This is a genomic window from Fusibacter fontis (assembly GCF_055378735.1).
The window spans coordinates 661,081-684,935 of the sequence record NZ_AP042445.1 but is presented as its reverse complement, the minus strand read 5'-3'; the positions used below and the strand labels follow the sequence as shown (position 1 = coordinate 684,935).

The window sequence follows — 23,855 nt, the reverse complement described above, 5'->3', positions numbered from 1 at the left end:
TAATAAAAATATCACAGATGAAATCATTAAATCAGGAGGACGTCATGAATCTCAAAGAGCTTCGCATATCGACATTAGCAAAAATAATCTTTGTCAGCACCTTATTGATTTTGATATTAACCAAAACACCTATTTGGAGCTATTTGAAATCTGGATTGATGCCCATGATTGTTGCATTTGTTGTCGCTTATATTTTAGATTATTCCGTTAGATTATTTGAATTAAGGTTAAAACTGAGTAGGGGATTTTCAATTTTTATATCCGTGATTTTATTCCTTACACTGATTGGTATACTTGGCGTAGTCATTGTGCCAAAAATAATCAGCACCGTGACGTCTCTTATCGTGACTATTAGCTCAGTAAATCTGAAGTTTAACTTTGACTTCATTGAACACATTAATTTTGAAAATGTTGCGCTAAAACAAATTCAAGAATCATTGATTAATACCATCACGCCAATACTGCAAAAATTGACGAATTTCACAGGAACAGCTGTCCTTTTTTTAGTCGGAGGTATTCAAAAAATCACTTCCGGCCTTATTTCATTCATGATTTCCTTTGTGATAGCAATCTATATCCTCGTAGAAAAAATGGACCTTCTCGCACGTGCGAAGCGATTGGTTTATGCATATTTAACTGATACACAAGCAAAAAAACTTTATTATGTCTTACAACTGTCTGATAAACTTTTTAGAGACTTTGTCATTGGCAAATTGATTGATAGTACAATCATTGGTTTTTTAACATATTTTCTATTATTATTATTTTCATTTGAGTATGCTGTGATAATTGCTCTATTTGTGGGTATTACTAATATGATTCCATATTTTGGTCCGTTTATCGGTTCTATACCCGCTGCAATAATTACTTTAATTGCAAATCCAGACCAACCGATACAAGTCGTTTATATTTTATTATTAATCTTAGCTATTCAACAATTAGATGGTCTCGTTATTGGTCCTTTCATTCTTGGAGACTCAGTTGGTGTATCCGCATTTTGGATTATCACTGCAGTTACTGTGGGAGGAGCAACTTTTGGTGTTCTTGGTATGTTTTTAGGTGTACCAGCCTGTGTGCTTATCAAGACCCTAATTGAAGAAGATGTAGAACGAAAACTCAACGGTAAAGGCTATGAGAATTTTGAAATCAACCACATTAAAGTAAAGAAGACTCAGAAATTTATGCGCCATAAATAATACCTCAATTGATGCTGAGGAGGCAACTATGACAAATATTTTGGTGATTGATATTAATGCAACAACCGTTTATCGAATCAAGAAATTATTAGAACACATGGCCGTAGAAGTCTATGGCGCATCGACTTTTATGGAGGCAATTAATAAAGTCAATAGCATGCAAGATGATTTGGATATCGTCATCGTGGATATAAATCTTGGATCAGAAGATGGTTTTGAGCTCATTACAAAAATTAAAGATACCATTCCCAATATAGTCACGATCATCATGACGAGCATTAATACGCGTAAATCTTTTATAAAAGCAATTCGAGCAGGCGTTATCGATTATATTTTAAAACCTTACGAAGATGACTATTTGAAATTAAAACTCATGACACACCTCAAACTGATTGAGCAGTCAAAATCCATACCAAACTCTACACATCATAGCGCTGACGCTTCACTTTATGTCTCAATTAAAAAAGCAGTACGTGAAAATTATGAACTACTGATAGGCTTAATCTTGGTATACAACAAGAAAAACCCCACACAGTCTTCATCTAATATTCGAGATATCACCTTGTTAAAAATGTTTCATACGGAATTGCAAAGCGATTTAGCACATGAAGATGAAGTGATTCCATTTGGGAATAATGGATTCTTGTTAGTTCTCAACCGTAAATCTCTTCAAACAAAACCCATTGTACATGATTATTATAGAGCTTTTTGTAAACATTTTTTTGAAGAGAGATCCATTGATGATTTTGCATACGAAATTGAATTCGTCAATTTGCCTCATGAGATTGATCCAAAGCAAAGTGCAATTGAAGTTTTAACACATAAAATTGAAAAAAGACTTTGAAGATGAACCTATGGTGAAACAACCATAGGTTTTGTCATATCAGAATCCTATGAAATGTTCATAATTTTTCTATTTATTAATTTTAAAAAAAGAATATAATATATATTAGTTTGTGATTCAAGGTTTATAGAATTGACTAATTTTTTCGTGAATGATCGCGATACAATCAGAAGAGGTATTCAAAATGAAAACTTACAACGTTGGTGTTGACGTCGGTTCAACTACCGTTAAAATGGTAATTTTAGATGAAAATGAACATATCGTTTTTAAAGATTATAGACGACATTTTTCAGATGTAAAAAATACAGTCAATACATTGTTTGAAGATGCTAAAAGTATCTTAACTACTGCAAAAATAAAAATGATGATCACAGGTTCAGCTGGTCTTAGTCTTGCTGAAAGCCTTGGCGTTGATTTTGTTCAAGAGGTGGTCGCATGTTCTAAAGCCATAAAAAAATATGCGCCTCAAACAGATGTCGCGATTGAATTAGGTGGAGAAGATGCCAAAATCATGTATTTTGGAACGACTGTGGAACAAAGAATGAATGGAACGTGTGCAGGTGGTACCGGTTCATTTATCGATCAGATGTCCTCACTTTTAAAAACAGATGCAGATGGTCTCAATAGGTTAGCCCAGAACTACAAAGAAATTTATCCAATTGCTTCTCGTTGCGGTGTATTTGCAAAAACAGACATTCAGCCTCTTCTAAATGAAGGTGCCTTAAAAGAAGATATTGCTGCATCCGTTCTCCAAGCAGTGGTCAATCAAACGATTAGTGGCCTTGCATGTGGAAAACCAATACGAGGTAAAGTTGCTTTTCTTGGAGGACCTTTAACTTTTTTACCAGAACTCAGATTTCGATTTGAGCAAACACTCAATTTGCAAGAGCATGACAAGGTAAAGCTGGAAAATACTCAATACTTTGTTGCAATTGGTGCTGCAATCTCATCAAATCATGTTGAATCATTAGAACCTCATTGTATATACGACCGTATGCCAACTATTTATTGCGAAAACAAAGAATCCGACTTAAATCTCAATCAACTGTTTGAATCTGATGCGGATTATGAAGCATTTATACACAGACATAGCTTGCATTCAGTCAAAAAAGGGGACATTCACTCAGCTCAAGGTAATTTATTTTTAGGAATAGACGCTGGCTCAACCACAACAAAAATAGCCGTTATTGACGAAGAAAATCGACTGGTGTTTTCACATTATGGATCAAATGAAGGCAGTCCTCTTAACACCACAATAAGCGCTTTAAAAAAATTATTAGCAGAAATGCATCCAAATGCTCGAATTGCATATAGTACGGTTACTGGATATGGAGAAAGTTTAATCAAAGCAGCTTTAATGATTGATCATGGTGAAATTGAAACTGTCGCGCACTACAAAGGTGCTGATTATTTTCTCCCTGGTGTTGATTCAATCATCGACATTGGCGGTCAAGACATGAAAAGCCTTAAAATTCAAGATGGTGTTATCAACTCCATTATGTTAAATGAAGCGTGTTCTTCGGGTTGCGGTTCTTTTATTGAAACATTTGCAAATTCTGTGAACCACACGGTTCAAGATTTTTCAAAACTCGGTCTAATGGCTGAAAAGCCAGTTGATTTAGGAACTCGATGTACAGTTTTTATGAATTCTCGTGTGAAGCAAGCCCAAAAAGAAGGGGCAACAGTGGGAGATATCTCTGCTGGAATTTCTATTTCTGTTATCAAAAATGCCCTTTTCAAAGTGATTCGTATGCGCTCAATTGAAGATTTAGGAGAAAAAATTGTCGTACAAGGTGGAACTTTTTATAACAACGCCGTTTTAAGAGCGCTTGAACTTATTTCGGGAAGAGAAGTTGTCAGACCTGATATTGCTGGGATTATGGGTGCATTTGGATCTGCAATTATTTCAAAAGAACGGTTTATGTCTGGTGAAAAATCCTCCATGTTGAGTGCTAATGACATAGACGCATTTAACAGCCATACCGAAACAAAAAGATGTACGTTATGTGGTAACCATTGTCAATTGACCATTAATTATTTTCCGGACAATCGCCATTATGTCACAGGGAATCGTTGCGAACGCGGTGCAGGAGTCGAAATCACCAATACGGAAATTCCAAATCTATACGCTTATAAATATAAACGTGTTTTTGATTATCCAGTACTTAGCCGTAAAGATGCGAAAAGAGGCACTATTGGAATTCCACGTGTGCTCAATATTTATGAAGATTATCCATTTTGGGCGACATTTTTTACAGAACTGGGATACCGCGTCGAATTATCTACGCGTTCTTCACGTAAAATATATGAGCTCGGTATGGAGACAATTCCTTCTGAAAGTGTTTGTTATCCAGCAAAACTTGTCCATGGGCACATAGAAGACTTAATCAATCGAAAAGTGGATAAGATTTTTTATCCATGTATCCCTTATAATATCAAAGAAGATGATCAAGCGAACAATCACTATAATTGTCCAGTTGTCACATCTTATCCTGAAACTATCAATGTCAATATAGATCATATCAAAAATCGTGCTGTTCAGTATTATCACCCATTTTTACCTATTTTTTCCCCGGATCATATGAAAAAGAGACTTTTTGAAACCATTGGATCATGGGGACTATCAAAAAATGAAATTAACCGAGCAGCAGATTTAGCCTATCAAGCCTTAGAACAATATAAGTCTTATGTCAGACAAGAAGGTGAACGTGCATTAAAATACATTGAGGAAAAGGGAATCAAGGGAATCGTATTAGCGGGTCGTCCTTATCATGTCGATCCTGAAATTCATCACGGAATTCCCGAACTGATTAATTCCTACGGTTATGCATTGATCTCTGAAGATGCAATCGCACACCTTTCAAAGGTTGTTAGACCCATTCGTGTTGTCGATCAGTGGATGTACCATACAAGACTCTATTCAGCAGCATCCTATGTGAGTGGTCAAAAAAATCTTGAACTCGTACAACTCAATTCGTTTGGATGCGGACTTGATGCTGTAACTTCCGATCAAGTTCGAGAATTACTAGAGAATACTGGTAAAATTAGCACACTGATTAAAATAGATGAAATTAACAATTTAGGCGCTGTTCGAATTCGAGTTCGTTCACTCATTGCAGCCATCAACGAGCGAGATAAACGTTGCTTTGTACCGGATGCGTTTACACCGCCAGCTGAACGTATTGTTTTTACTGAAGAAATGAGAAAAGACTACACGATTTTGGCACCACAGATGTCTCCGATTCATTTTCAATTTGTAGAGTCCACATTGAAATCAGAAGGTTACCACGTAGAAGTATTGCCATCCATTGATTCTGACGCAATTGACGAAGGATTAAAATATGTCAATAATGATGCATGTTATCCATCTATCTTAGTTGTTGGACAAATGATGAAAGCATTGAATTCAGGTAAATATGATTTGAATAAAACCGCACTCATTATCAGCCAAACAGGCGGTGGATGTCGAGCAACGAATTACATCGCATTTATCAGACAGGCCTTAAAAAGTGCCAAATTAGAGCATATTCCGGTTATCAGTCTCAATGCCCTTGGCCTTGAATCCAATCCCGGTTTTAAACTCACTCGTAAACTTGTAGAAAAAATGATTCAAGGTTTATTGTATGGTGATTTACTCATGAGAGTTCTTTACAAAACAAGACCGTACGAAGCAGTTGTTGGTTCTGCGAATCAACTGTATGAATCATGGGTTGAAACGTGTAAAAAATCGCTCATCGTTGGCGATCGAAAATCTTTTAAAGATAATTGCAAAGGCATCGTAGAATCCTTTGATACGCTTGAATTAAAAGACATCAAAAAACCGAAAGTAGGACTCGTCGGTGAGATTTTGGTAAAGTTCCACCCAACTGCAAACAACAATGTAGTTGAACTGCTTGAAAATGAAGGCGCTGAAGCTGTAATGCCGGATTTAACCGATTTCTTTACGTATACTGCATATAATAGCGTCATTAAACACAAATATCTTGCAGGCTCAGTTAAGTCCAGAGTTATTAGTGAAATGGTGGTTGAATTTTTAGAATTTTATCGCAAGCCAATGGTTAAAGCTCTCAACCAAAGCAAGCGTTTTGAGGCACCAAAACACATCAAAGAACTTGGCAAACTCGCAGAACCTCATCTTTCATTATGTAATCAGACGGGAGAAGGCTGGTTCTTAACTGCTGAAATGATTGAACTTATCCATAGTGGTGTCGACAATATTGTGTGTATGCAGCCATTTGCATGTTTACCAAATCACATCACTGGAAAAGGCATGATCAAAGAATTAAAATCGACCTATCCAGCGTCTAACATTGTGGCCATCGATTATGATCCTGGTGCTAGTGAAGTCAATCAAATTAACCGTATTAAGTTGATGTTATCTTCTGCACATGAAAAGATCGTCGAAGCATAATGTCCAAATGAAAAATCTCCTTACTTATAGGAGATTTTTATAATTTTACTTGGGTATAATCCATATCAGATGCTAGTGTGTCTGTGTTAAGATAACATGGCATTTCTAATAGTCATCTGATATAATATACATGAAAACTAACGGAGGTGTACACATTGAGCACACATATTAACGCAAATTTAGGTGATATTGCTGAAATCGTATTATTACCAGGAGATCCATTAAGAGCAAAATATATTGCTGAAACTTTCTTAGAGAATCCCGTATGTTACAACCAAGTAAGAGGGATGTACGGATTTACTGGAACTTATAAAGGTGTTCGAGTTTCTGTTCAAGGAACAGGTATGGGCATGCCATCATTATCCATTTATGTCAACGAATTGTTACGTTTTTACGGCGTTAAAACATTAATTCGAGTTGGATCATGTGGCGCTATGCAAGAAAACGTTAAAATCAGAGATGTCATTTTAGCTCAGGCAGCAACAAATACAACGAACATGAACAACAGAAGATTTCCTGGCATCAACTTTGCGCCAATTTCAGATTTCGAACTTTTACACAACACATACATGACTGCCCTTGAAAATGGCATAAAAGTGCATGTAGGAAATATTCTATCTGAAGATAGTTTCTATGAAGACTACAACAGCAATAGAAATGCAAGATTAGTGGATTACAATATTTTAGCCGTTGAAATGGAAGCAGCCGAATTATATACATTAGCAGCTAAACATCAAGCAAAAGCTTTATGTGTTCTGACAGTAAGTGATTCTTTAGTCACTCAAGAAGAAACAACTGCAGAAGAGCGTGAAAAAACATTTGGCGAGATGATCAAACTTGTTTTAGATACCGTTTCAAAATAAAGAAATCAAATATTTCAACGATTGAGGATGCTTCGGCATCCTTTTTTATGTTATAATGTGAGATGAAGAAATTTTGGGGTGGAGAGACTATGGAAGAGAGAAGAGAAGCAAAAGCAGACGACAAAATACTGATTTTTGGTCATAAAAATCCTGATACAGACAGCGTTACATCGGCAATTGCATTATCCCATTTAAAAAATCAACTAGGCTATCATACTCAGCCATGTATTTTAGGTGAAATTACAAAAGAAACTGAGTTTGTCTTAAATTACTTTAAATTTGATAAACCGACTTTAATTGATAATGTAAAAATTCAACTTAAAGATTTAGATTATGATAAAATTATGCCTCTTGAACCATCTAATTCAATATTAAAAGCCTATACACATATGAATTTCTATAAAATTAGAACACTGCCAATTGTCGATGATGCAGGAAAACTGATTGGTATCGTGACAATGAAAGATATTGCGATGAATGCAATTAATGGAGATTATCATCAGCTCAATACAACATTTGATAATGTACGGCAAGATTTAAATGCCGATATTCTAAATTACGCTCATAGCGAAATCAATGGACGCGTAATCATCACTGCATTTCACGATTCAACAATCATTAAACAACATCGCATTGAACCTTCTTCAATCGTCATCACAGGCGATCGATTTGATATCATTGAACATGCAATTTCAAATAAAGTACAACTCATTATTATCACAGGAGATTTACAAATACCTGAAATTCTTACCAACAAAGCAAAAGTATCTGGTGTCAACATCTTAAGGACACACTACGATACTTACTCTACATCAAAACTTATTACTCAGACCAACTACGTTAGTACCATTATGAATACCGATCGACTCATGAAATTTCATGTTGATGAGTATTTGGAAAATTGCAAAGAAATCATCCAAACCTCAAAACACTCGAAATTCCCAATTGTTGATTCAGAAGGTCGGTATCTTGGCATCATTGGTCGTACACATTTTTTAAACCCAAGTAAAAAGAATGTAATTTTGGTGGATCATAATGAGTATTCACAATCTGCAGACGGACTGCTTGAAGCTGAAGTGTTAGAAATAATCGATCATCATAAACTTGGAGATATCAACACAGCTTTACCGATATCATTTCGAAATATGCCTGTAGGAAGTACCAATACGATTATTTTTCAACTCTATAAAGAAAATGGAATTGAAATTCCAAAAGAAATTGCAGGATTAATGCTTTCGGGCATTGTCTCTGATACGTTACTTCTGAAATCACCAACAACAACCTATTTTGATGAACATGCTATTGAAGTACTTAAAAAAATCGCTGAAGTTGATATCACTCAATACGCACATGAAATGTTTAAAAACGGCACTTCATTAGAAGGCAAAAGCGATACGGATGTCTTCTATACGGATTTTAAAGAGTTTGTGATAGAAGGCTATAAACTCGGAATATCACAAGTCTTTACGCTTGATTATGATGAAATTGCTAAAAAAGAAAGTCAATATCTCAATCTAATACATCATATTCATGAATCAAAAGACCATTACTTGACCTTGATGGTTGTCACTGATATCGTAAAAGAGGGGTCTTACATTTACTATGAGTCTAAACAAGAAACGCTGTTAAATATTGCATTTAACAAAACAATTACACAAGGATCGTTTGTTCACTCTATTGTATCGAGAAAAAAACAAATCATTCCTATGGTGATTCAAGCTATCAACATCATTAAATAATCGCTTAAAATGCGCACTTTAGGAGGATACATGTTAAACAAGCAAAATTACTACGAACGATTAGGTGTGAATTTAAATGTCCTTAATTACGTAGAAGATTGTGAAAATCAAATAACCAATCAATTTAAAGCGATTGATGACATAGCGGAGTATAATCAATTAAAGGTATTACACGCTATGCAGATCAATAAACTTTCAGATATCCATTTCAATTGGAATACGGGGTATGGATATGATGACATTGGTAGGGAAGCCGTTGAAAATGTCTATAAGACCATATTTAATACGGAAGATGCTATTGTTCGTCCAATTATAGTTTCTGGAACACATGCACTCACTTTAATGTTGACGGGAATTCTAAGACCGAATCAAAGAATGCTCAGCATCACAGGAAGACCATATGATACCCTTGAAAAAGTCATAGGTCTATCAAAATCCAATGCATTGAGCTTAATTGATATCGGGGTTCAATATGATGAAATCCATTTAAAACCCGATGGATCTTTTGATCAACTTGCAATTAAACAAGCTTTACAAGAGAAAACGCACGTGGTCTATATTCAACGTTCTGCAGGTTATTCGTGGAGACGTGGTATGACAATTAAAGAGATGAAAGACGTCATACAACTAGTCAAATCAATTGATGCCAATATCGTCGTTATGGTGGATAACTGCTATGGTGAATTTTTAGAATACCTCGAACCCACAGATGTCGGCGCTGATTTAATGGCGGGAAGTTTAATAAAAAATCCTGGCGGCGGATTGGCATTAAGCGGTGGGTATATCGTCGGTAAAGAATATCTAATTGATCAAATAGCCGGACGTATGACATCTCCCGGAATAGGTAAAGAATGCGGTCTCACATTTGGACAAACTCGACCAATCTTGCAAGGGTTATTTAACGCACCAAAAGTAGTTTCTGGCGCGCTTAAAGGTGCCATTTTATGTTCTGAAGTATATTCGTCGCTAGGCTATCGCGTTAATCCGTCAAGCAATGACCATAGAAGTGATATTATCCAAGCAATTGAATTTTTAGATGCAGACAAAGTCATCGCATTTTGTCAAGGCATTCAATCCGCATCACCTATTGATAGTTTTGTAACGCCTGTACCTTGGGCAATGCCTGGTTACTCTAGCGATGTGATCATGGCTGCAGGCGCATTTGTACAGGGATCTTCTATTGAATTAAGTGCAGATGCACCACTTAGACCGCCTTATATCGCATACTTCCAAGGTGGACTGACATATGAGCACTCTAAATTTGGTGTCATTAAATCATTAAATACATTGATTGAAAAACAATTAATTCACTTAAATAAATGATTCAAGAGGAGGCTGTGACAATGGATTACAACAAAAAAGCACTTGAACTACACGAAACATTTAAAGGAAAAATTGAGGTAACTAGCAAAGTCCATCTAGAATCTCGCGACGATTTATCGACTGCTTATACTCCTGGTGTAGCCGAACCATGTCGCAAGATTGCACAAAATCCTGATGATGTCTATAAATACACTGCAAAGGGAAATTTAGTCGCTGTTGTTTCGGATGGATCTGCTGTATTAGGACTTGGAAATATTGGCGCAAAAGCAGCAATTCCAGTTATGGAAGGTAAGTCAATTCTGTTTAAAGAGTTCGCAAATGTCGATGCATTTCCAATCTGTATCGAGTCACAAGAAGTTGATTGTATCGTTGAAACAGTTTGTCAAATTGCACCTGTTTTTGGAGGCATTAATTTAGAAGATATCTCATCGCCAAGATGTGTCGAAGTGGAACGTGCACTAAAAAAACGTTTAGACATTCCGGTATTTCATGACGATCAACACGGAACAGCCATTGTCGTGTGTGCAGCTTTAACAAATGCGCTAAAAATAGTTCAGAAAAATATGGATACAATCACCATTGTCATCAACGGAGCTGGATCCGCAGGTAATGCAATTGCGAGAATGCTCGTCGATTTAGGTGCAAAAAATATTTTATCATGTGATCGAAAAGGAATCATAAGTCGCAATACACCTCAAAAAAACTGGGTTCAAGATGAAATTGCCCTAATCACAAATCCTAATTGTAAAGAAGGGACACTCGCTGACGCAATGGTTCATGCAGATGTTTTTATTGGGGTTTCATCAAAAGACGCTGTCAATCAAGATATGATAAAATCTATGAATTCTGACGCAATTGTTTTTGCCATGGCAAATCCAGACCCAGAAATCATGCCTCAAGATGCTTTAGATGCTGGCGCTAGAATTGTTGGAACGGGTAGATCAGACTTCCCAAACCAAATCAATAATGTGCTCGCTTTTCCAGGAATTTTCAGAGGCGCTCTTGATGCCAAAGCGTCCGATATTAACGAAGCAATGAAAGTGGCAGCTGTCTATGCTATCGCAAATATGGTTTCGTCAGACGAGTTGCATGAAGGATATATCATTCCTTCAGCATTGAATCGCATGATTGGAGAAAAGGTTTCAAAAGCGGTTTATGACGCTGCAATTAGTTCAGGTGTTTCAAAACTCATTTGATTACTATTGAAAAAAATGTAATCAAATATTGATGAAAATGCATACTTACATTGAAGGAAATCCATACTAGTACAAATGAAGAGACATTTTTCCTTTGTTCTTTTAACACATAAAAAACTCGCTCATCTTAAAGATAGCGAGTTTTTTTTATGAAATAGATTACATCTTTCGATAAACACCCTTTACTTGACCTAATATTTGCACGTCATCAACATAAATAGGTGACATAGATGAATTTTCTGGTTGTAATCGAATTCTAGAATTTTCTTTATAAAAAGTTTTTACTGTAGCACTATCGTCTATTAAGGCAACGACAATATCACCATTTTTTGCATTTTCTTGTTTGCGTACTAGAACTAAATCTTTGTTAAAAATACCAGCTTCAATCATGCTATCACCTTTAACTTTTAACATAAAATAAATACCTTCGTCCACAAAATCAGACGGAATAGGGAACGTTTCTTCAATTGATTCAACTGCCAAAATAGGTTGTCCAGCAGTAATCTCTCCAATAATCGGTATAAACTTAGTATCTCTTGCTAAATGAACTACATTTTGAACAGGTTCATGCTCCATATCATAAATTTCAATTGCTCTAGGCTTTGTCGGATCTCTTCGAATCATACCAAGTTCTTCTAATCGCGTCAAATGTGTATGTACAGTAGATGTAGACTTAAGTCCAACAGCTAAACATATTTCTCTTACTGAAGGCGGATATCCTTTTTTTGCAACTTCTTCTTTTAAAAAATCTAATATCATTTGTTGTTTTTTAGAAATAGAGTTTCCCATAACAACCCCCTAAGCCTTATTTTTCAATCTTTACAGCGATTATAACATATACATCACAAAAAATCAAACATTAGTTCTATTTTTTTCTTTACAAAGAACACGCGTTCGGTTATAATCTTAATATAGAACATACGTTTCTTCAAACGTACCATTTAGTATTTGAAAGGGGAGTATTTTATATGAAAGAGTTATCTAACCAAGTTGCCATCGATTCTCGTAGACGTCCAGCTATAAAAAAAAGAAAAAGACTATACATTGTTAATCGAACACGTTTCATATTAATGAGTCTATTAACTTTGATTCTACTCACTACATTTATTTCATATTTATCTGGTATATTTATGTCGGAAGCGACAACACAGTTCGATGAAATTCAAATTGTAATTGCGCCTGGCGACACATTATGGCAACTAGCAGGGCAATATAATTATTACGATGAAGATATACGAGATGTTATTTATAGAATTAAAAAAGTAAATCACTTAGAAAGTAGTAGTTTGATCGTTGGAGATTCACTGATTATTCCAGTTTCTTATAAACATTAATTTGATTTGCATTTTTTTACAACTTACGATTCATTTTATGAGCCTTCTGATGCTCATCAAGTAACTCATATTGATTAATGACTTCGCGTTTAGCATTTTTACGATGAGCAGAGTAGAGTTGTGTAGTCGTGACATTATCATGATCTAATAAATTTTGAACATCATAAATCGAAAAGCCATATTGTATCAGTGAAGAAGCAGCTGTTGCTCTCAATTTATGTGGGCTATATCCCTTATCACGAGAAGTTTTCATTGCGATTGAAGTATATTTTTTTACCAATTCGCGAATGGTTCTTACTGTCATTCGCGTTCCTTGAAGTGAAATGAACAATGGATCATCGCTATCCAAGCAATTGGGCCTTTCTAAATTTATATAATCATTTAGCACAGTAATTGCAGATCTATTAAGAGGCATATTTACTTCTTTGCCACGTTTTCTGTAAATTTTAAACTCTTCACGATTATAATTGATTGAACTCAAATTCAATTGTTGAATTTCACTGACACGCAGTCCATAAGTCGTGAATAGAATCAACATAGCTTTATCACGAAGTTTTGTTTTTTCCCAATACTGTTTTTCTTTTTCAGTTAAACCAGCACCAGTTTCAACACAGTGAATCATATCTGAAACTTCCTCAATTTCAAGTCTTTTTATAGCATCAGGTTGTGGTTTGGGCAATTTAATTGGATTAAATCCCTCCGTTATATTTTTAGACATCTTCTCATCACGATAGAAGAACTTAAACATAACACTTAACGAGGAGCGTTTTCTCGCAAGAGATCTCGAATGATTTTCCATAATATAGTCTGCATTTTCAGTTTCTACAATGTATCGTGTACAATAATCCGCAAGAAAAATATTGATATCTTTTGCAGTTAAGTTCATGAAATCTGATTCTAATATTTCTTTAGGTGTATTGGCATGACTAAAGTTTAGTTCATTGACGAGATAGTTACAAAAAAACAAGATGTCTCTCAAATAGGCTAAACGTGAATTTAATGATATTGCATTTTTAAGATATAAAAAATAATCATACATAAACTCAGGTAGTTGTTTTTCAATTTCTTGGCACAATACAATCGTTTCATTTTGTTTTTCAATAATATTCAGGGGCACATCGGATTTATTATGAATGATCCGTTTTTTTGTAGCAACTTGATTTGTAAGTTTTGATTTAGCCATATTTAAATCTCCTATTCCAACTATTCCCTAAATATACATTTGAGGAATAGTTTTATATCTTTAATATACCATATATCCGAGCTGTTATCCACCGTTTTCTTATAGTGTGACTGTACTTTTTAATGATTATTTCAAAGCGCGATCCAGTTACGATTATTTTGTTTTAGTCTTAAACGTACATCATGAAATTTCAAAAAATAAAAAAAGCAAACATCTATCGTCTATCTGTTTGCTTTTTCTCATTTAATCATAATGATCTAGCTGTGCTTTAAATTATAAATTATTAGGTTCTAATTCTTGTTTGAATTTAGGTTTGATTTCTTATTAAATTTCAGGTTTAACTTTTGATTTGATTTCAATTTTACTTTAATCTGCAATATATTTTTTGAATGGTTTTAATGCGTTTAATAGAATCATACCAATTCCATATACTGCGATTACTTCACCAACAAATACTGTTCCCATTAAAAATAACAATCCACCTTCTAAACCATAAGCATATTGTAGTAAGATACCAACAACAACTGTATTCATTACAATTGGTGGAATTGGTACTAACCATGATTTACGTCTCAATTTATAAGACAAAAATGCAGCAATTAAAGTTGCTAGACTTCCAAAAACAATATCCCATATCACGGCACCACCAATTATATTGCCCAATAAACAGCCAATAAAAACTCCTGGTATAGCTGCTGGGGTAAAAAAAGGTAAAATAGTAAGTGCTTCGGCAATTCTCACCTGAAATACGCTGAAACTAATAGGTGCAAATAGAACCACTAATACCACATAAATCGCTGCAATTAAACTTGCTTTCACTAAAAACTGAACTTTGTCTACTGATTTTTTTTCATTTTTAATCATCTTATCCTCCATAGTTTTGTTTTTTGACAGGATGGTTACGAACTGTCATCACTCCAACATAAATATTTCCAATAAAAAACCCCAAAAGAATCAAACTCTTGGGGTAACTACAATTTTCTTTCCAAAACAAAGTTCTTAGCTTGTGATCAATAGATTTTGATCAATTACTATATAATATGTTTACGAATGAATTATAGACTTTCATACCCCTTGATTTTTTTAGTGGGTTCCAAGGAAACACTTTATCGACCTCAATCATTATAACATATCCATTTGGAATGTAAAATGAAATATCATTCTTTGTAAATAATCTACAACCATCAAATTATTTCTTATCTTTTGGTAGTCTTCCGAATTTTTTAAATACTTTTAGAGTTTGATAAGTTAGAATTCCAGTCCATTCATGTTTTGCAGATTGCCATGATTCGGCCTGTTCATCCCCCCAGTTCCAACTTGGCAAGTGACATCCATTTTCGTTAAACTGATCCACTAAATAATCAAGATTTAAATGAATTTACTCATCAGATATAGCAAGTATATTGTCATCAATGTACTCAATGAATTTTACAGGATATGGAACATATTGATTCCATTGCTCTATGTTTAAGTTAACCGTTTTCTCATATAGTACAAGTAATTTGGCTTTAAAATCTTTTTGTATGATGTCTGTCATGTTAGGACATTTCTTTTTGAGCGATTTTTCGTTCATTGATTGATAAAACTGCATGTAATTTAGCATTTCATGAAATTCAATTTCATCTTTATTGCAAAAAACATCAATATATTCTAGTGCAATTGTTTCAAATTCTGCTATCCAGTCATTTTCGCAATACTTCATAATATATCCAATTAATTCAATAGATGGATTACCATTATATTTCACAGGATTCACTTTGTAAGACCACCATGATGCGTGAGGATACATATCAACTTCTTTTGTTACACTCTCCCACCCTTTTAGAGTTTCTTGGTATGAGTCTTTTAAATAGTGAAGTGCCTTTACCATCTGCTCTTGCGTAGATTCAGAAGCGTTGAGTTTGTCGAGTATTCTCAACGCATACAGTGTTGCTTGAGCGGTAGAAGTTGGCAATCTAAAATCAGGTTCTAATGCATTTCCATACCCTCCGTCATCATTTTGATACAATGCCAATGTTCTTATTATCTTATCTTCACATGGTTTGATAAATGTATTTTCAAATAGATACTTTTCTAATTGACGTGCATTGTTGAGGATATAATTTGATGCGCTATCAAAACTTATGCTGTGAACTCTTTTCATTTAATACCTCCATATTCATTCTTATGAATATTATAACCTTAATTACTTTAAATAATCATTTATATAATTAAAATACAATGAATTATAAGAGCCATCAGTACAAAATAAACACTGATGGCTCTAAATAAATCAATTCTAACATTATACTTTTAAGGTTACTTCTTTCCCTAATATTTGAGAAAAACGCATACGAATAGGCTCAACTTCTGATTCAATAAACGACACAACTTGTTCTGGGCTTCTACCAATATAATCTTGTGCGTTTAATAGTTGTTGAATATCATCTTGTGACAGATTGAATATGGGATCATTTTGTATTCTATCAAGCAAATCATTCTCTTTTCCTTCGATTTTAACCTGTTTTCCCGCTTCCATAGAATGTACTCGAATGGCTTCGTGTAATTCTTGGCGATCTCCACCCTTTTTAACCGCTTCCATTATGATATTTTCGGTTGCCATAAAAGGCAATTCTGATTGTACATGCTTTTCTATCACTTTTTCATATACAACAATTCCAGACGCAACGTTATTAGCAATGTCAAGACATGCATCAATTGCTAAAAACGCCTCCGACACAGCGAGTCGTTTATTTGCACTGTCATCTAACGTTCTTTCAAACCATTGAGTCGATGCAACTAACTGAGGACTTAAATTTAACGACATCACATATTTACATAGTGAAGAAATTCGCTCGCTTCTCATTGGATTTCGTTTATAAGCCATAGCAGATGAACCAATTTGTTTTGATTCAAACGGTTCTTCCAATTCTTTCAAAGACTGAAGCATTCTTAAATCATTCGTCATCTTATGAAGAGATAATGCAATTCCATTTATTACATTAAGAACTTTCGCATCTATTTTTCGCGTATACGTTTGACCCGTAACAGGAAGTGATTTCTCAAAACCCATTTTTTGTGCAACCATTTGATCTAGAGCTTCAACTTTATTGTGATCTCCATCGAACAAACTTAAAAATGATGCTTGTGTTCCAGTGGTTCCCTTTACTCCGCGCATCTTTAGTTGCGATAACATCACATCGATATCTTCAAAATCCATAACGAGGTCCATCAACCAAAGTGTTGCTCGCTTTCCAACAGTTGTAAGCTGCGCTGGTTGAAAATGTGTATATCCAAGCGTTGCAATATGTTTTGTATCATTTGCAAATTTAGCTAATTTATCAATTAAAATCGCCATTTTTTCTTGTATCAGTTGCAAGCCTTCTCGCATAACAATTAAATCTGTGTTGTCGCCAACATAGGCACTAGTAGCACCTAAATGAATGATCGGTTTTGCTAAAGGACATTGTTCGCCGAAAGCATGAACATGTGCCATGACATCATGTCTTACTTCTTTTTCAATTTGTGCCGCTCTTTCAAAATCAATATCATAGATATGCGCTTTCATTTCTTCAATTTGAACAGTTGTAATATTTAGACCAAGATCTCTTTCAGACTCAGCTAGTGCTATCCATAATTTTCTCCAGTTTGAAAATTTATTGATTGGAGAAAATATCTGAAGCATTTCAGAGCTGGAATATCTTTCGATCAAAGGGTTTTGATACAATGTATGCATTTTTGCCTCCTGAATTGTGTTTTTAAAGACTAAAAGTGAATTTCACGCAAAATAGACACCAACAATCACGAACATTAATTGCGCAATTTTTCAAAATATCCATATTTATTATAAACTATTTTTTACTTAAGTACAATTAAAAAGCAAACATCAAGCATTAAAAAACCTTAATGTACCGTAATTTTCCATGTAAACATAACACAGTCAATTATATACATTAAGGTTCCATAATTATCATTACTATTTAAATTAACACTGTAAACTGTTACCATATTCTAAAATCAACATGTAAATCTCAGTGATCTTTATTGATCTTACCTAGGTTGAACAATTAATTTAATTGCTGTTCTTTCTTCGCCATCAATAACGATATCAGAAAATGCTGGAATACATACTAAATCAATCCCAGAAGGTGATACAAAGCCTCTTGCAATTGCAACGGCCTTAATCGATTGATTAATTGCACCTGCTCCAACGGCTTGGATTTCAGCGCTTCCATGTTCTCTTATAACACCAGCTAAAGCGCCTGCTACAGAATTAGGGTTTGATTTTGAAGATACTTTTAAAATTTCCATATTGAGTCCTCCATTCAATTTTAAAACTTTTGTACAATTAACTTAATTGCTGTGCGGGTCTCTCCATTAATATTTACTTCTGTGAACGCTGGAATAAAATACAAATCAACTCCACCTGGTGCTAAAAAACCTCTTGCGATTGCTATTGCTTTTATTGATTGATTTAATGCACCTGCTCCTACGGCCTGAATTTCAGCATGCCCATGCTCTCTTACGATTCCTGCTAGTGCACCTGCTACTGAATTCGGATTTGAACTCGTTGCTACTTTTAAAACTTCCATCTTTATGGTCCCCCTTACTACATTTGTTTTAGAGAGTATTTGATAAAGATATACCCGATACAAAAAAGCTTAAACAGATTATTTACATCCTCATAAATTAAAGAATGAAGAATACCAACTCGATTAACACATATGTATTAAATTTAAATTAGTATTGAAGCAATGAATTATTAATTTAAGGATTTAATGAATAGTGGATTTAGCAGATTATTGATTAGCAGATTATTGATTAGCGAATTCTAATATGTACTCAATTAAAAAGAAGAATTCATTTCTGAATTCTTCTAATCTTCTTAATAGCTCTATTTTATTATTTTGCGAAATCAGTTACCCTAGATTCTCTAATCACATTAACTTTGATTTGACCAGGATAATCTAAATCTGACTCAATTTTCTTGCTTATTTCTCTTGCAAGTAAGAACATATCATCATCGCTGATTTTCTCAGGGATCACTACGACACGAACTTCTCTACCCGCCTGAATTGCAAATGATTTTTCAACACCATCATAACCGTTAGCAATGCTTTCTAAAGCTTCTAAACGCTTGATATATGTGTCAAGAGTTTCTCTTCTTGCACCAGGACGTGCTGCAGACAATGCATCTGCTGCTGTAACTAAAATTGCTTCAATAGATTCAGGTTCATAATCACCATGATGAGTACTCATAGCATGAATAACTGCTTTTGATTCGCGATATTTACGAAGTATTTGCATACCTAATTCGATATGTGTACCTTCTTGATCATGATCAACCGCTTTACCAATATCGTGTAATAAACCTGCACGTTTTGCAACTTTTACATCTGCACCAATTTCAGCAGCCATTAAACCAGCAAGGTGAGCTACTTCGATCGAATGTTTTAAAACATTTTGACCATAACTCGTTCTGTATTTTAATCTGCCCACTAACTTAATAAGTTCAGGATGTAAATTGTGAATACCTACCTCAAAAGTAGCGTTTTCACCTTCTGTCTTGATAATTTGATCAACTTCTTTTTTAGATTTTTCAACCATCTCTTCAATACGAGCTGGATGAATTCTACCGTCGATAATCAATTTTTCAAGCGCCATTCTAGCTATTTCTCTTCTTATTGGATCAAAAGATGAAAGAATAACCGCTTCCGGTGTATCATCAATAATTAAATCTACACCTGTTAGAGTTTCAAGTGCTCTAATGTTTCTACCTTCTCTACCAATAATTCTACCTTTCATTTCATCGTTCGGTAAATTTACTAGTGATACAGTACTTTCAGCAACATAATCAGCGGCACATTTTTGGATTGCATAAGCCAAAATATCTTTCGCTTTCTTATTTGCTTCTTCTTTTGCTTTGCCTTCAATGTCCTTAATCAATAAAACAGTATCGTGTTTTACGTCTTTTTCAACATCTGCAAGCAGTTGGTTTTTAGCCTCTTCAATTGTCAATTCTGAGATGCGTTCGAGTTCTTTAATTTGTTGCGAGTAAAGGTCGTTCGCTTCTTGCTCTTTCTCTTCAACTTGTTTTAACTTTTGAGCCAATTTTTCTTCTTTAGTCTCAAGTGTTAATACTTTTTTATCAAGAGCTTCTTCTTTTTGTAAGTATCTTCTTTCTAATTTTTGAAGTTCTGCTCTTCGATCTTTTGTTTCTCTGTCAATTTCTTTACGAATTTGCAAAGCTTCTTCTTTAGCTTCTAATACTTTTTCTTTTTTAACAGACTCCGCAGCTTTAGCAGCTTCAGCAATAATTTCTTTTGCTTTAAATTCTGCGCTTAGGATTTCTTTTTCAGCAATGCTCTTTCTCACAAAATATCCTACGACAAATGTGATCCCTGCAAATGCTAGTAAAATTAATATCTGTACAATAATAGGCAAGTCTATGTCATTCACCCCCTTACGTAAATTTTAAGACCAGTATCCCTGGTCTTATAGTCATGTATATTCTAAAATACAATCATACACTTAATTGTATAATTTTTATATAAAATTGTCAAGCCTCATCACCTTGAATCGAGCGCTTTACAACAAGGAGATGAGGCTCTTAATAAAAATATATCTTCTAGAAATATAAATGATTCACTTTTCTACGCATAGTCGAGAGTTTTATTTATTATCAATCAACAAAAAAAGTTCCGTTTATCTATTTAACTATTTAAGCTTTGGTTTCAGGATTATTCAACAAATTAAAATGTCTTCTAACACTCATCTCAATCTCATTACAAAGTTCAGGATTTTGAATTAAATACTCTTTAGCATTTTCTCTACCCTGTCCAATTTTATTGCCTTCATAGCTATACCAAGATCCTGATTTTTTAATAATATCGGCTTCACTTGCACAGTCTAAAATACTACCTTCTTTGGAAATGCCTTCACCATACATAATATCAAACTCAGCTTGTTTAAATGGTGGAGCTACTTTATTCTTTACAACCTTAACACGCGTTCTATTTCCAACGACATCTGCATCTTTTTTAATCGAATCAATTTTTCGAACATCTAAACGAACAGAAGCATAAAACTTAAGCGCGTTTCCTCCGGTTGTCGTTTCAGGATTTCCAAACATAACACCAATCTTCATACGTAATTGATTGATAAAAATAACAGAACAATTGGATTTATTAATGATTGCTGTGAGTTTTCTCAAAGCTTGAGACATCAAACGAGCTTGTAAACCCATGTGTGAGTCTCCCATTTCACCTGTAATCTCTGCCTTTGGAACCAAAGCTGCAACTGAGTCTACAACGACAATATCTACAGCGCCACTACGTACAAGCGCATCTACAATCTCAAGTGCTTGTTCGCCTGTATCTGGCTGTGAAACAACCAATTGATCAATATCTACACCAATTGCCTTTGCATAGACTGGATCCAATGCATGTTCAGCATCAATAAAGGCTGCTGTTCCACCTCTTTTTTGAACTTCTGCAATCATGTGAAGTGTTACTGTGGTTTTACCTGATGACTCAGGTCCATATATCTCAATAATACGTCCTTTTGGAATACCGCCTATACCTAATGCAATATCTAAATCAATTGAACCTGTTGGAATACTTTCAACGTTCATTCTCGCTGATTCGTCCCCTAATTTCATAATGGAACCTTTTCCGTATTGTTTTTCTATTTGTCCAAGGACATGATCTAAAGCCTTTTGTCTCTCACTCATACATGCACTCTCACTTTCATTATTAGAACGTTTGTTCTGTTTTATTATAACATAGCATTCATAAGATGCAAACACCTATTATATAAAAAGTATAAATATTTATTTTGAATTTGTCAATATTTTCCAATCGAGGAAATTGTTGTAATTTCGCTGCAGTTGTTAAAAAGTAGCTCAATTAATAAAAGTAATCAAAAATGATTAAGAAGCAACTAGGTTTATTGAAGCAAATCATATAAAAGCTTTAATGACTTAATGACTGCACGATTTTGAATGACTTCTCTTGAGCCAATAAATCTGTTTTCGAATGTATAAATCTCATTGTTAATGTTGATGCCTATATAGACAAGTCCAACTGGTTTTTCATCGGTGCCGCCAGTAGGGCCAGCAATTCCAGTGATGCTGATTCCAATATCAGCGCCGGTTTGATCAACAATCCCTTTTGCCATTTCATAGCACGTTTGATGACTCACTGCGCCGTAAAGCTGAAGCGTCTCTGGTTTTACTGATAATTCATTGATCTTTGATCGATTTGAGTACGTAATTATACCTGAATCAACAACATCAGATGCACCACCATATTTAATAAATGTGCTTGCTAATTTACCGCCTGTACAGGACTCTGCAAAGGCAATTTTCAGCATTTTTTCCTTTAGCATTTGCATAATAACAGATTCAATATCTTCACCTTTATCAGATACGATGAATTTTCCAATTCGAGATTTTATGATTTCAACCATTTGTTGAACCAACTGCTCGTTTTCGCTTTGATTTACGCCAGATGCAGTAATTCTAAGGAGTACTTTTCCATCACCCGCATAAGTCGCAAGTGTTGGGTTTGTTTGCATTTCAATTAAATCCATTAGAACTTCTTCAACAGCAGATTCTCCTAGATCATAAATACTTAAATATTTCGAAATCATTTTAATTTCATTTTTATTTTCCAAGTAGGATTTAATATATTTATCGTAGAGATAATGAAGCTCTCGAGGTGGTCCTGGCAATACCACTATAGCCTTGTTTGTTTCTTGAATTTCTAAGATACAAGCAGGCGCAGTTCCTTGCTCATTATCTAATATAATCGCTCCATCCGGAAAATACGCTTGTCGAATATTATTTTCTGGCATAGATCTATTAAATGAATGAAATCGCTCCTTTATAAGGGTAAGACTTCTTGTGTCCATGATCATTTCAAGCCCTAAAGCATCTGCTATCACTTCTTTCGTAATATCGTCTAAGGTTGGGCCTAACCCGCCAGTTGTGAAGATAATATCACAACTTTCAATTAAGTCATTAAGTGCTTTTTTAATGCGTTCTGCATTATCTCCCACGGTATACTGATAGTACACGCCAATTCCAATCTCAGATAATTTTTTACTTAAATAACTTGCGTTCGTGTTCACGGTTTGTCCCATGAGAAGTTCTGTACCAATTGCTAATATTCCCGCTTTCATTCTTACCTCCAGATGTCGTTTTTCATACAAATACAAAATGGTTGACATAATATTATTACGTCAACCATCCGAGTTAGTCTTTCAAAACTTGCTTATTTTTTACGATATAATCATATCCAGAAACAACCGTTAAAATGGTAGCCAGATAAATGAGGACCTGGTCAACTGGTAAATGTATCAGTTCAAATGGGTAGTTATTAAGCAATAAAACAATTACCATGATCATTTGACTAATTGTCTTTGACTTTCCCCACCAACTTGCTGCAATGACAATGCCTTCAGCAGCAGCAATGGCTCTAAATATACTCACAATAAATTCACGTGATAAAATGATGATTACCACCCATGCGTTCAGCATGCCAAGTTGAACAAAACATACCAATGCAGAAGTAACCAATAATTTATCAGCCAAAGGATCCATAAATTTACCAAAATTCGTGACTAAATTGTATTTTCTTGCTAAATATCCATCTAAAAAATCTGTCGATGAAGCAACTGCAAACATTATAAGTGCCCAAACAGAATATCCTTCTAAAAGTAAATAGATAAACACTGGAATCATAGCAATTCTTAAAATCGTTAACTTATTTGCAATATTCATTTT

Annotated in this window: 19 protein-coding genes; 8 read left to right on the top strand and 11 right to left on the bottom strand. The window is 34.6% G+C overall.

What is annotated here, in order from left to right:
* Positions 1 to 44 precede the first annotated feature (44 nt).
* The 7 genes from ACZ41W_RS03025 (at position 45) to ACZ41W_RS02995 (ending at position 11,572) form a co-directional block, all read left to right on the top strand.
* Complete coding sequence (locus ACZ41W_RS03025) at positions 45 to 1,196, top strand: AI-2E family transporter (protein ID WP_464313405.1); 1,152 nt, start codon at positions 45 to 47, stop codon at positions 1,194 to 1,196.
* A 28-nt stretch (positions 1,197 to 1,224) separates the two neighbouring features.
* Positions 1,225 to 2,040 carry a response regulator gene (locus ACZ41W_RS03020; protein ID WP_464313404.1) on the top strand — a complete coding sequence of 272 codons (816 nt, stop codon included), beginning with the start codon at positions 1,225 to 1,227 and terminating at the stop codon, positions 2,038 to 2,040.
* 184 nt (positions 2,041 to 2,224) lie between these two features.
* Entirely contained in the window at positions 2,225 to 6,451 is a 4,227-nt protein-coding gene (locus ACZ41W_RS03015) for an acyl-CoA dehydratase activase-related protein (RefSeq protein WP_464313403.1), read from the top strand.
* 155 nt (positions 6,452 to 6,606) lie between these two features.
* Positions 6,607 to 7,314: a purine-nucleoside phosphorylase gene (deoD, locus tag ACZ41W_RS03010; protein ID WP_464313402.1), complete on the top strand. Its 708-nt coding sequence runs from the start codon at positions 6,607 to 6,609 to the stop codon at positions 7,312 to 7,314.
* An 89-nt stretch (positions 7,315 to 7,403) separates the two neighbouring features.
* Positions 7,404 to 9,053 (top strand): putative manganese-dependent inorganic diphosphatase, encoded by a 1,650-nt coding sequence (locus tag ACZ41W_RS03005; RefSeq protein ID WP_464313401.1) that lies wholly within the window; start codon positions 7,404 to 7,406, stop codon positions 9,051 to 9,053.
* 30 nt (positions 9,054 to 9,083) lie between these two features.
* Complete coding sequence (locus tag ACZ41W_RS03000) at positions 9,084 to 10,376, top strand: methionine gamma-lyase family protein (protein ID WP_464313400.1); 1,293 nt, start codon at positions 9,084 to 9,086, stop codon at positions 10,374 to 10,376.
* A gap of 20 nt (positions 10,377 to 10,396) precedes the next feature.
* Positions 10,397 to 11,572: an NAD(P)-dependent malic enzyme gene (locus tag ACZ41W_RS02995; protein WP_464313399.1), complete on the top strand. Its 1,176-nt coding sequence runs from the start codon at positions 10,397 to 10,399 to the stop codon at positions 11,570 to 11,572.
* A 159-nt stretch (positions 11,573 to 11,731) separates the two neighbouring features.
* Here the strand turns inward: ACZ41W_RS02995 and lexA are convergent, their stop codons facing one another.
* On the bottom strand, positions 11,732 to 12,361 hold the full coding sequence (gene lexA / locus ACZ41W_RS02990) for a transcriptional repressor LexA (RefSeq protein ID WP_464313398.1): 630 nt from the start codon (positions 12,359 to 12,361) through the stop codon (positions 11,732 to 11,734).
* Positions 12,362 to 12,540: 179 nt separating this feature from the next.
* On the opposite strand from lexA, the gene ACZ41W_RS02985 reads away from it, so the two are divergent.
* Complete coding sequence (locus ACZ41W_RS02985) at positions 12,541 to 12,906, top strand: LysM peptidoglycan-binding domain-containing protein (RefSeq protein ID WP_464313397.1); 366 nt, start codon at positions 12,541 to 12,543, stop codon at positions 12,904 to 12,906.
* A 16-nt stretch (positions 12,907 to 12,922) separates the two neighbouring features.
* On the opposite strand, the gene ACZ41W_RS02980 is transcribed toward ACZ41W_RS02985, so the two are convergent.
* The 10 genes from ACZ41W_RS02980 to pgsA all read right to left on the bottom strand — a co-directional run bounded on the left by ACZ41W_RS02980 (position 12,923) and on the right by pgsA (position 23,852).
* Positions 12,923 to 14,089 carry a tyrosine-type recombinase/integrase gene (locus ACZ41W_RS02980; RefSeq protein ID WP_464313396.1) on the bottom strand — a complete coding sequence of 389 codons (1,167 nt, stop codon included), beginning with the start codon at positions 14,087 to 14,089 and terminating at the stop codon, positions 12,923 to 12,925.
* Between the two features lie 366 nt (positions 14,090 to 14,455).
* Entirely contained in the window at positions 14,456 to 14,953 is a 498-nt protein-coding gene (locus ACZ41W_RS02975) for a QueT transporter family protein (protein WP_464313395.1), read from the bottom strand.
* A gap of 514 nt (positions 14,954 to 15,467) precedes the next feature.
* Positions 15,468 to 16,232, bottom strand: a complete 765-nt coding sequence (locus ACZ41W_RS02970; protein ID WP_464313394.1) for a hypothetical protein — start codon at positions 16,230 to 16,232, stop codon at positions 15,468 to 15,470.
* A gap of 141 nt (positions 16,233 to 16,373) precedes the next feature.
* The gene (purB, locus tag ACZ41W_RS02965; RefSeq protein ID WP_464313393.1) at positions 16,374 to 17,804 is read right to left on the bottom strand and encodes an adenylosuccinate lyase; all 1,431 of its coding nucleotides are present in this window, start codon (positions 17,802 to 17,804) and stop codon (positions 16,374 to 16,376) included.
* A gap of 314 nt (positions 17,805 to 18,118) precedes the next feature.
* Positions 18,119 to 18,379, bottom strand: a complete 261-nt coding sequence (locus ACZ41W_RS02960) for a stage V sporulation protein S (protein ID WP_464313392.1) — start codon at positions 18,377 to 18,379, stop codon at positions 18,119 to 18,121.
* A 20-nt stretch (positions 18,380 to 18,399) separates the two neighbouring features.
* Positions 18,400 to 18,660, bottom strand: coding sequence for a stage V sporulation protein S (locus ACZ41W_RS02955; RefSeq protein WP_464313391.1), 261 nt, complete (start codon positions 18,658 to 18,660; stop codon positions 18,400 to 18,402).
* Positions 18,661 to 18,970: 310 nt separating this feature from the next.
* A complete protein-coding gene (gene rny, locus ACZ41W_RS02950) occupies positions 18,971 to 20,512 on the bottom strand; it encodes a ribonuclease Y (protein ID WP_464313390.1) in 1,542 nt (513 codons plus the stop codon).
* A gap of 277 nt (positions 20,513 to 20,789) precedes the next feature.
* Entirely contained in the window at positions 20,790 to 21,800 is a 1,011-nt protein-coding gene (recA, locus tag ACZ41W_RS02945; protein WP_464313389.1) for a recombinase RecA, read from the bottom strand.
* 215 nt (positions 21,801 to 22,015) lie between these two features.
* Complete coding sequence (locus tag ACZ41W_RS02940) at positions 22,016 to 23,251, bottom strand: competence/damage-inducible protein A (RefSeq protein ID WP_464313388.1); 1,236 nt, start codon at positions 23,249 to 23,251, stop codon at positions 22,016 to 22,018.
* A gap of 73 nt (positions 23,252 to 23,324) precedes the next feature.
* The gene (gene pgsA / locus ACZ41W_RS02935; RefSeq protein ID WP_464314265.1) at positions 23,325 to 23,852 is read right to left on the bottom strand and encodes a CDP-diacylglycerol--glycerol-3-phosphate 3-phosphatidyltransferase; all 528 of its coding nucleotides are present in this window, start codon (positions 23,850 to 23,852) and stop codon (positions 23,325 to 23,327) included.
* Between the last annotated feature and the right edge of the window lie 3 nt (positions 23,853 to 23,855).

Bases quoted from the DNA above. Each gene is read 5' to 3' on its own strand.
- purB (WP_464313393.1), bottom strand. From the start codon at position 17,804: ATGCATACATTGTATCAAAACCCTTTGATCGAAAGATATTCCAGCTCT.
- ACZ41W_RS03025 (WP_464313405.1), top strand. From the start codon at position 45: ATGAATCTCAAAGAGCTTCGCATATCGACATTAGCAAAAATAATCTTT.
- ACZ41W_RS02995 (WP_464313399.1), top strand. From the start codon at position 10,397: ATGGATTACAACAAAAAAGCACTTGAACTACACGAAACATTTAAAGGA.
- ACZ41W_RS02955 (WP_464313391.1), bottom strand. From the start codon at position 18,660: ATGGAAGTTTTAAAAGTAGCAACGAGTTCAAATCCGAATTCAGTAGCA.
- ACZ41W_RS02975 (WP_464313395.1), bottom strand. From the start codon at position 14,953: ATGATTAAAAATGAAAAAAAATCAGTAGACAAAGTTCAGTTTTTAGTG.
- ACZ41W_RS03015 (WP_464313403.1), top strand. From the start codon at position 2,225: ATGAAAACTTACAACGTTGGTGTTGACGTCGGTTCAACTACCGTTAAA.
- recA (WP_464313389.1), bottom strand. From the start codon at position 21,800: ATGAGTGAGAGACAAAAGGCTTTAGATCATGTCCTTGGACAAATAGAA.
- ACZ41W_RS02985 (WP_464313397.1), top strand. From the start codon at position 12,541: ATGAAAGAGTTATCTAACCAAGTTGCCATCGATTCTCGTAGACGTCCA.
- ACZ41W_RS02940 (WP_464313388.1), bottom strand. From the start codon at position 23,251: ATGAAAGCGGGAATATTAGCAATTGGTACAGAACTTCTCATGGGACAA.
- pgsA (WP_464314265.1), bottom strand. From the start codon at position 23,852: ATGAATATTGCAAATAAGTTAACGATTTTAAGAATTGCTATGATTCCA.
- ACZ41W_RS03005 (WP_464313401.1), top strand. From the start codon at position 7,404: ATGGAAGAGAGAAGAGAAGCAAAAGCAGACGACAAAATACTGATTTTT.
- ACZ41W_RS03000 (WP_464313400.1), top strand. From the start codon at position 9,084: ATGTTAAACAAGCAAAATTACTACGAACGATTAGGTGTGAATTTAAAT.
- ACZ41W_RS02980 (WP_464313396.1), bottom strand. From the start codon at position 14,089: ATGGCTAAATCAAAACTTACAAATCAAGTTGCTACAAAAAAACGGATC.
- lexA (WP_464313398.1), bottom strand. From the start codon at position 12,361: ATGGGAAACTCTATTTCTAAAAAACAACAAATGATATTAGATTTTTTA.
- ACZ41W_RS02960 (WP_464313392.1), bottom strand. From the start codon at position 18,379: ATGGAAATTTTAAAAGTATCTTCAAAATCAAACCCTAATTCTGTAGCA.
- ACZ41W_RS03020 (WP_464313404.1), top strand. From the start codon at position 1,225: ATGACAAATATTTTGGTGATTGATATTAATGCAACAACCGTTTATCGA.
- ACZ41W_RS02970 (WP_464313394.1), bottom strand. From the start codon at position 16,232: ATGAAAAGAGTTCACAGCATAAGTTTTGATAGCGCATCAAATTATATC.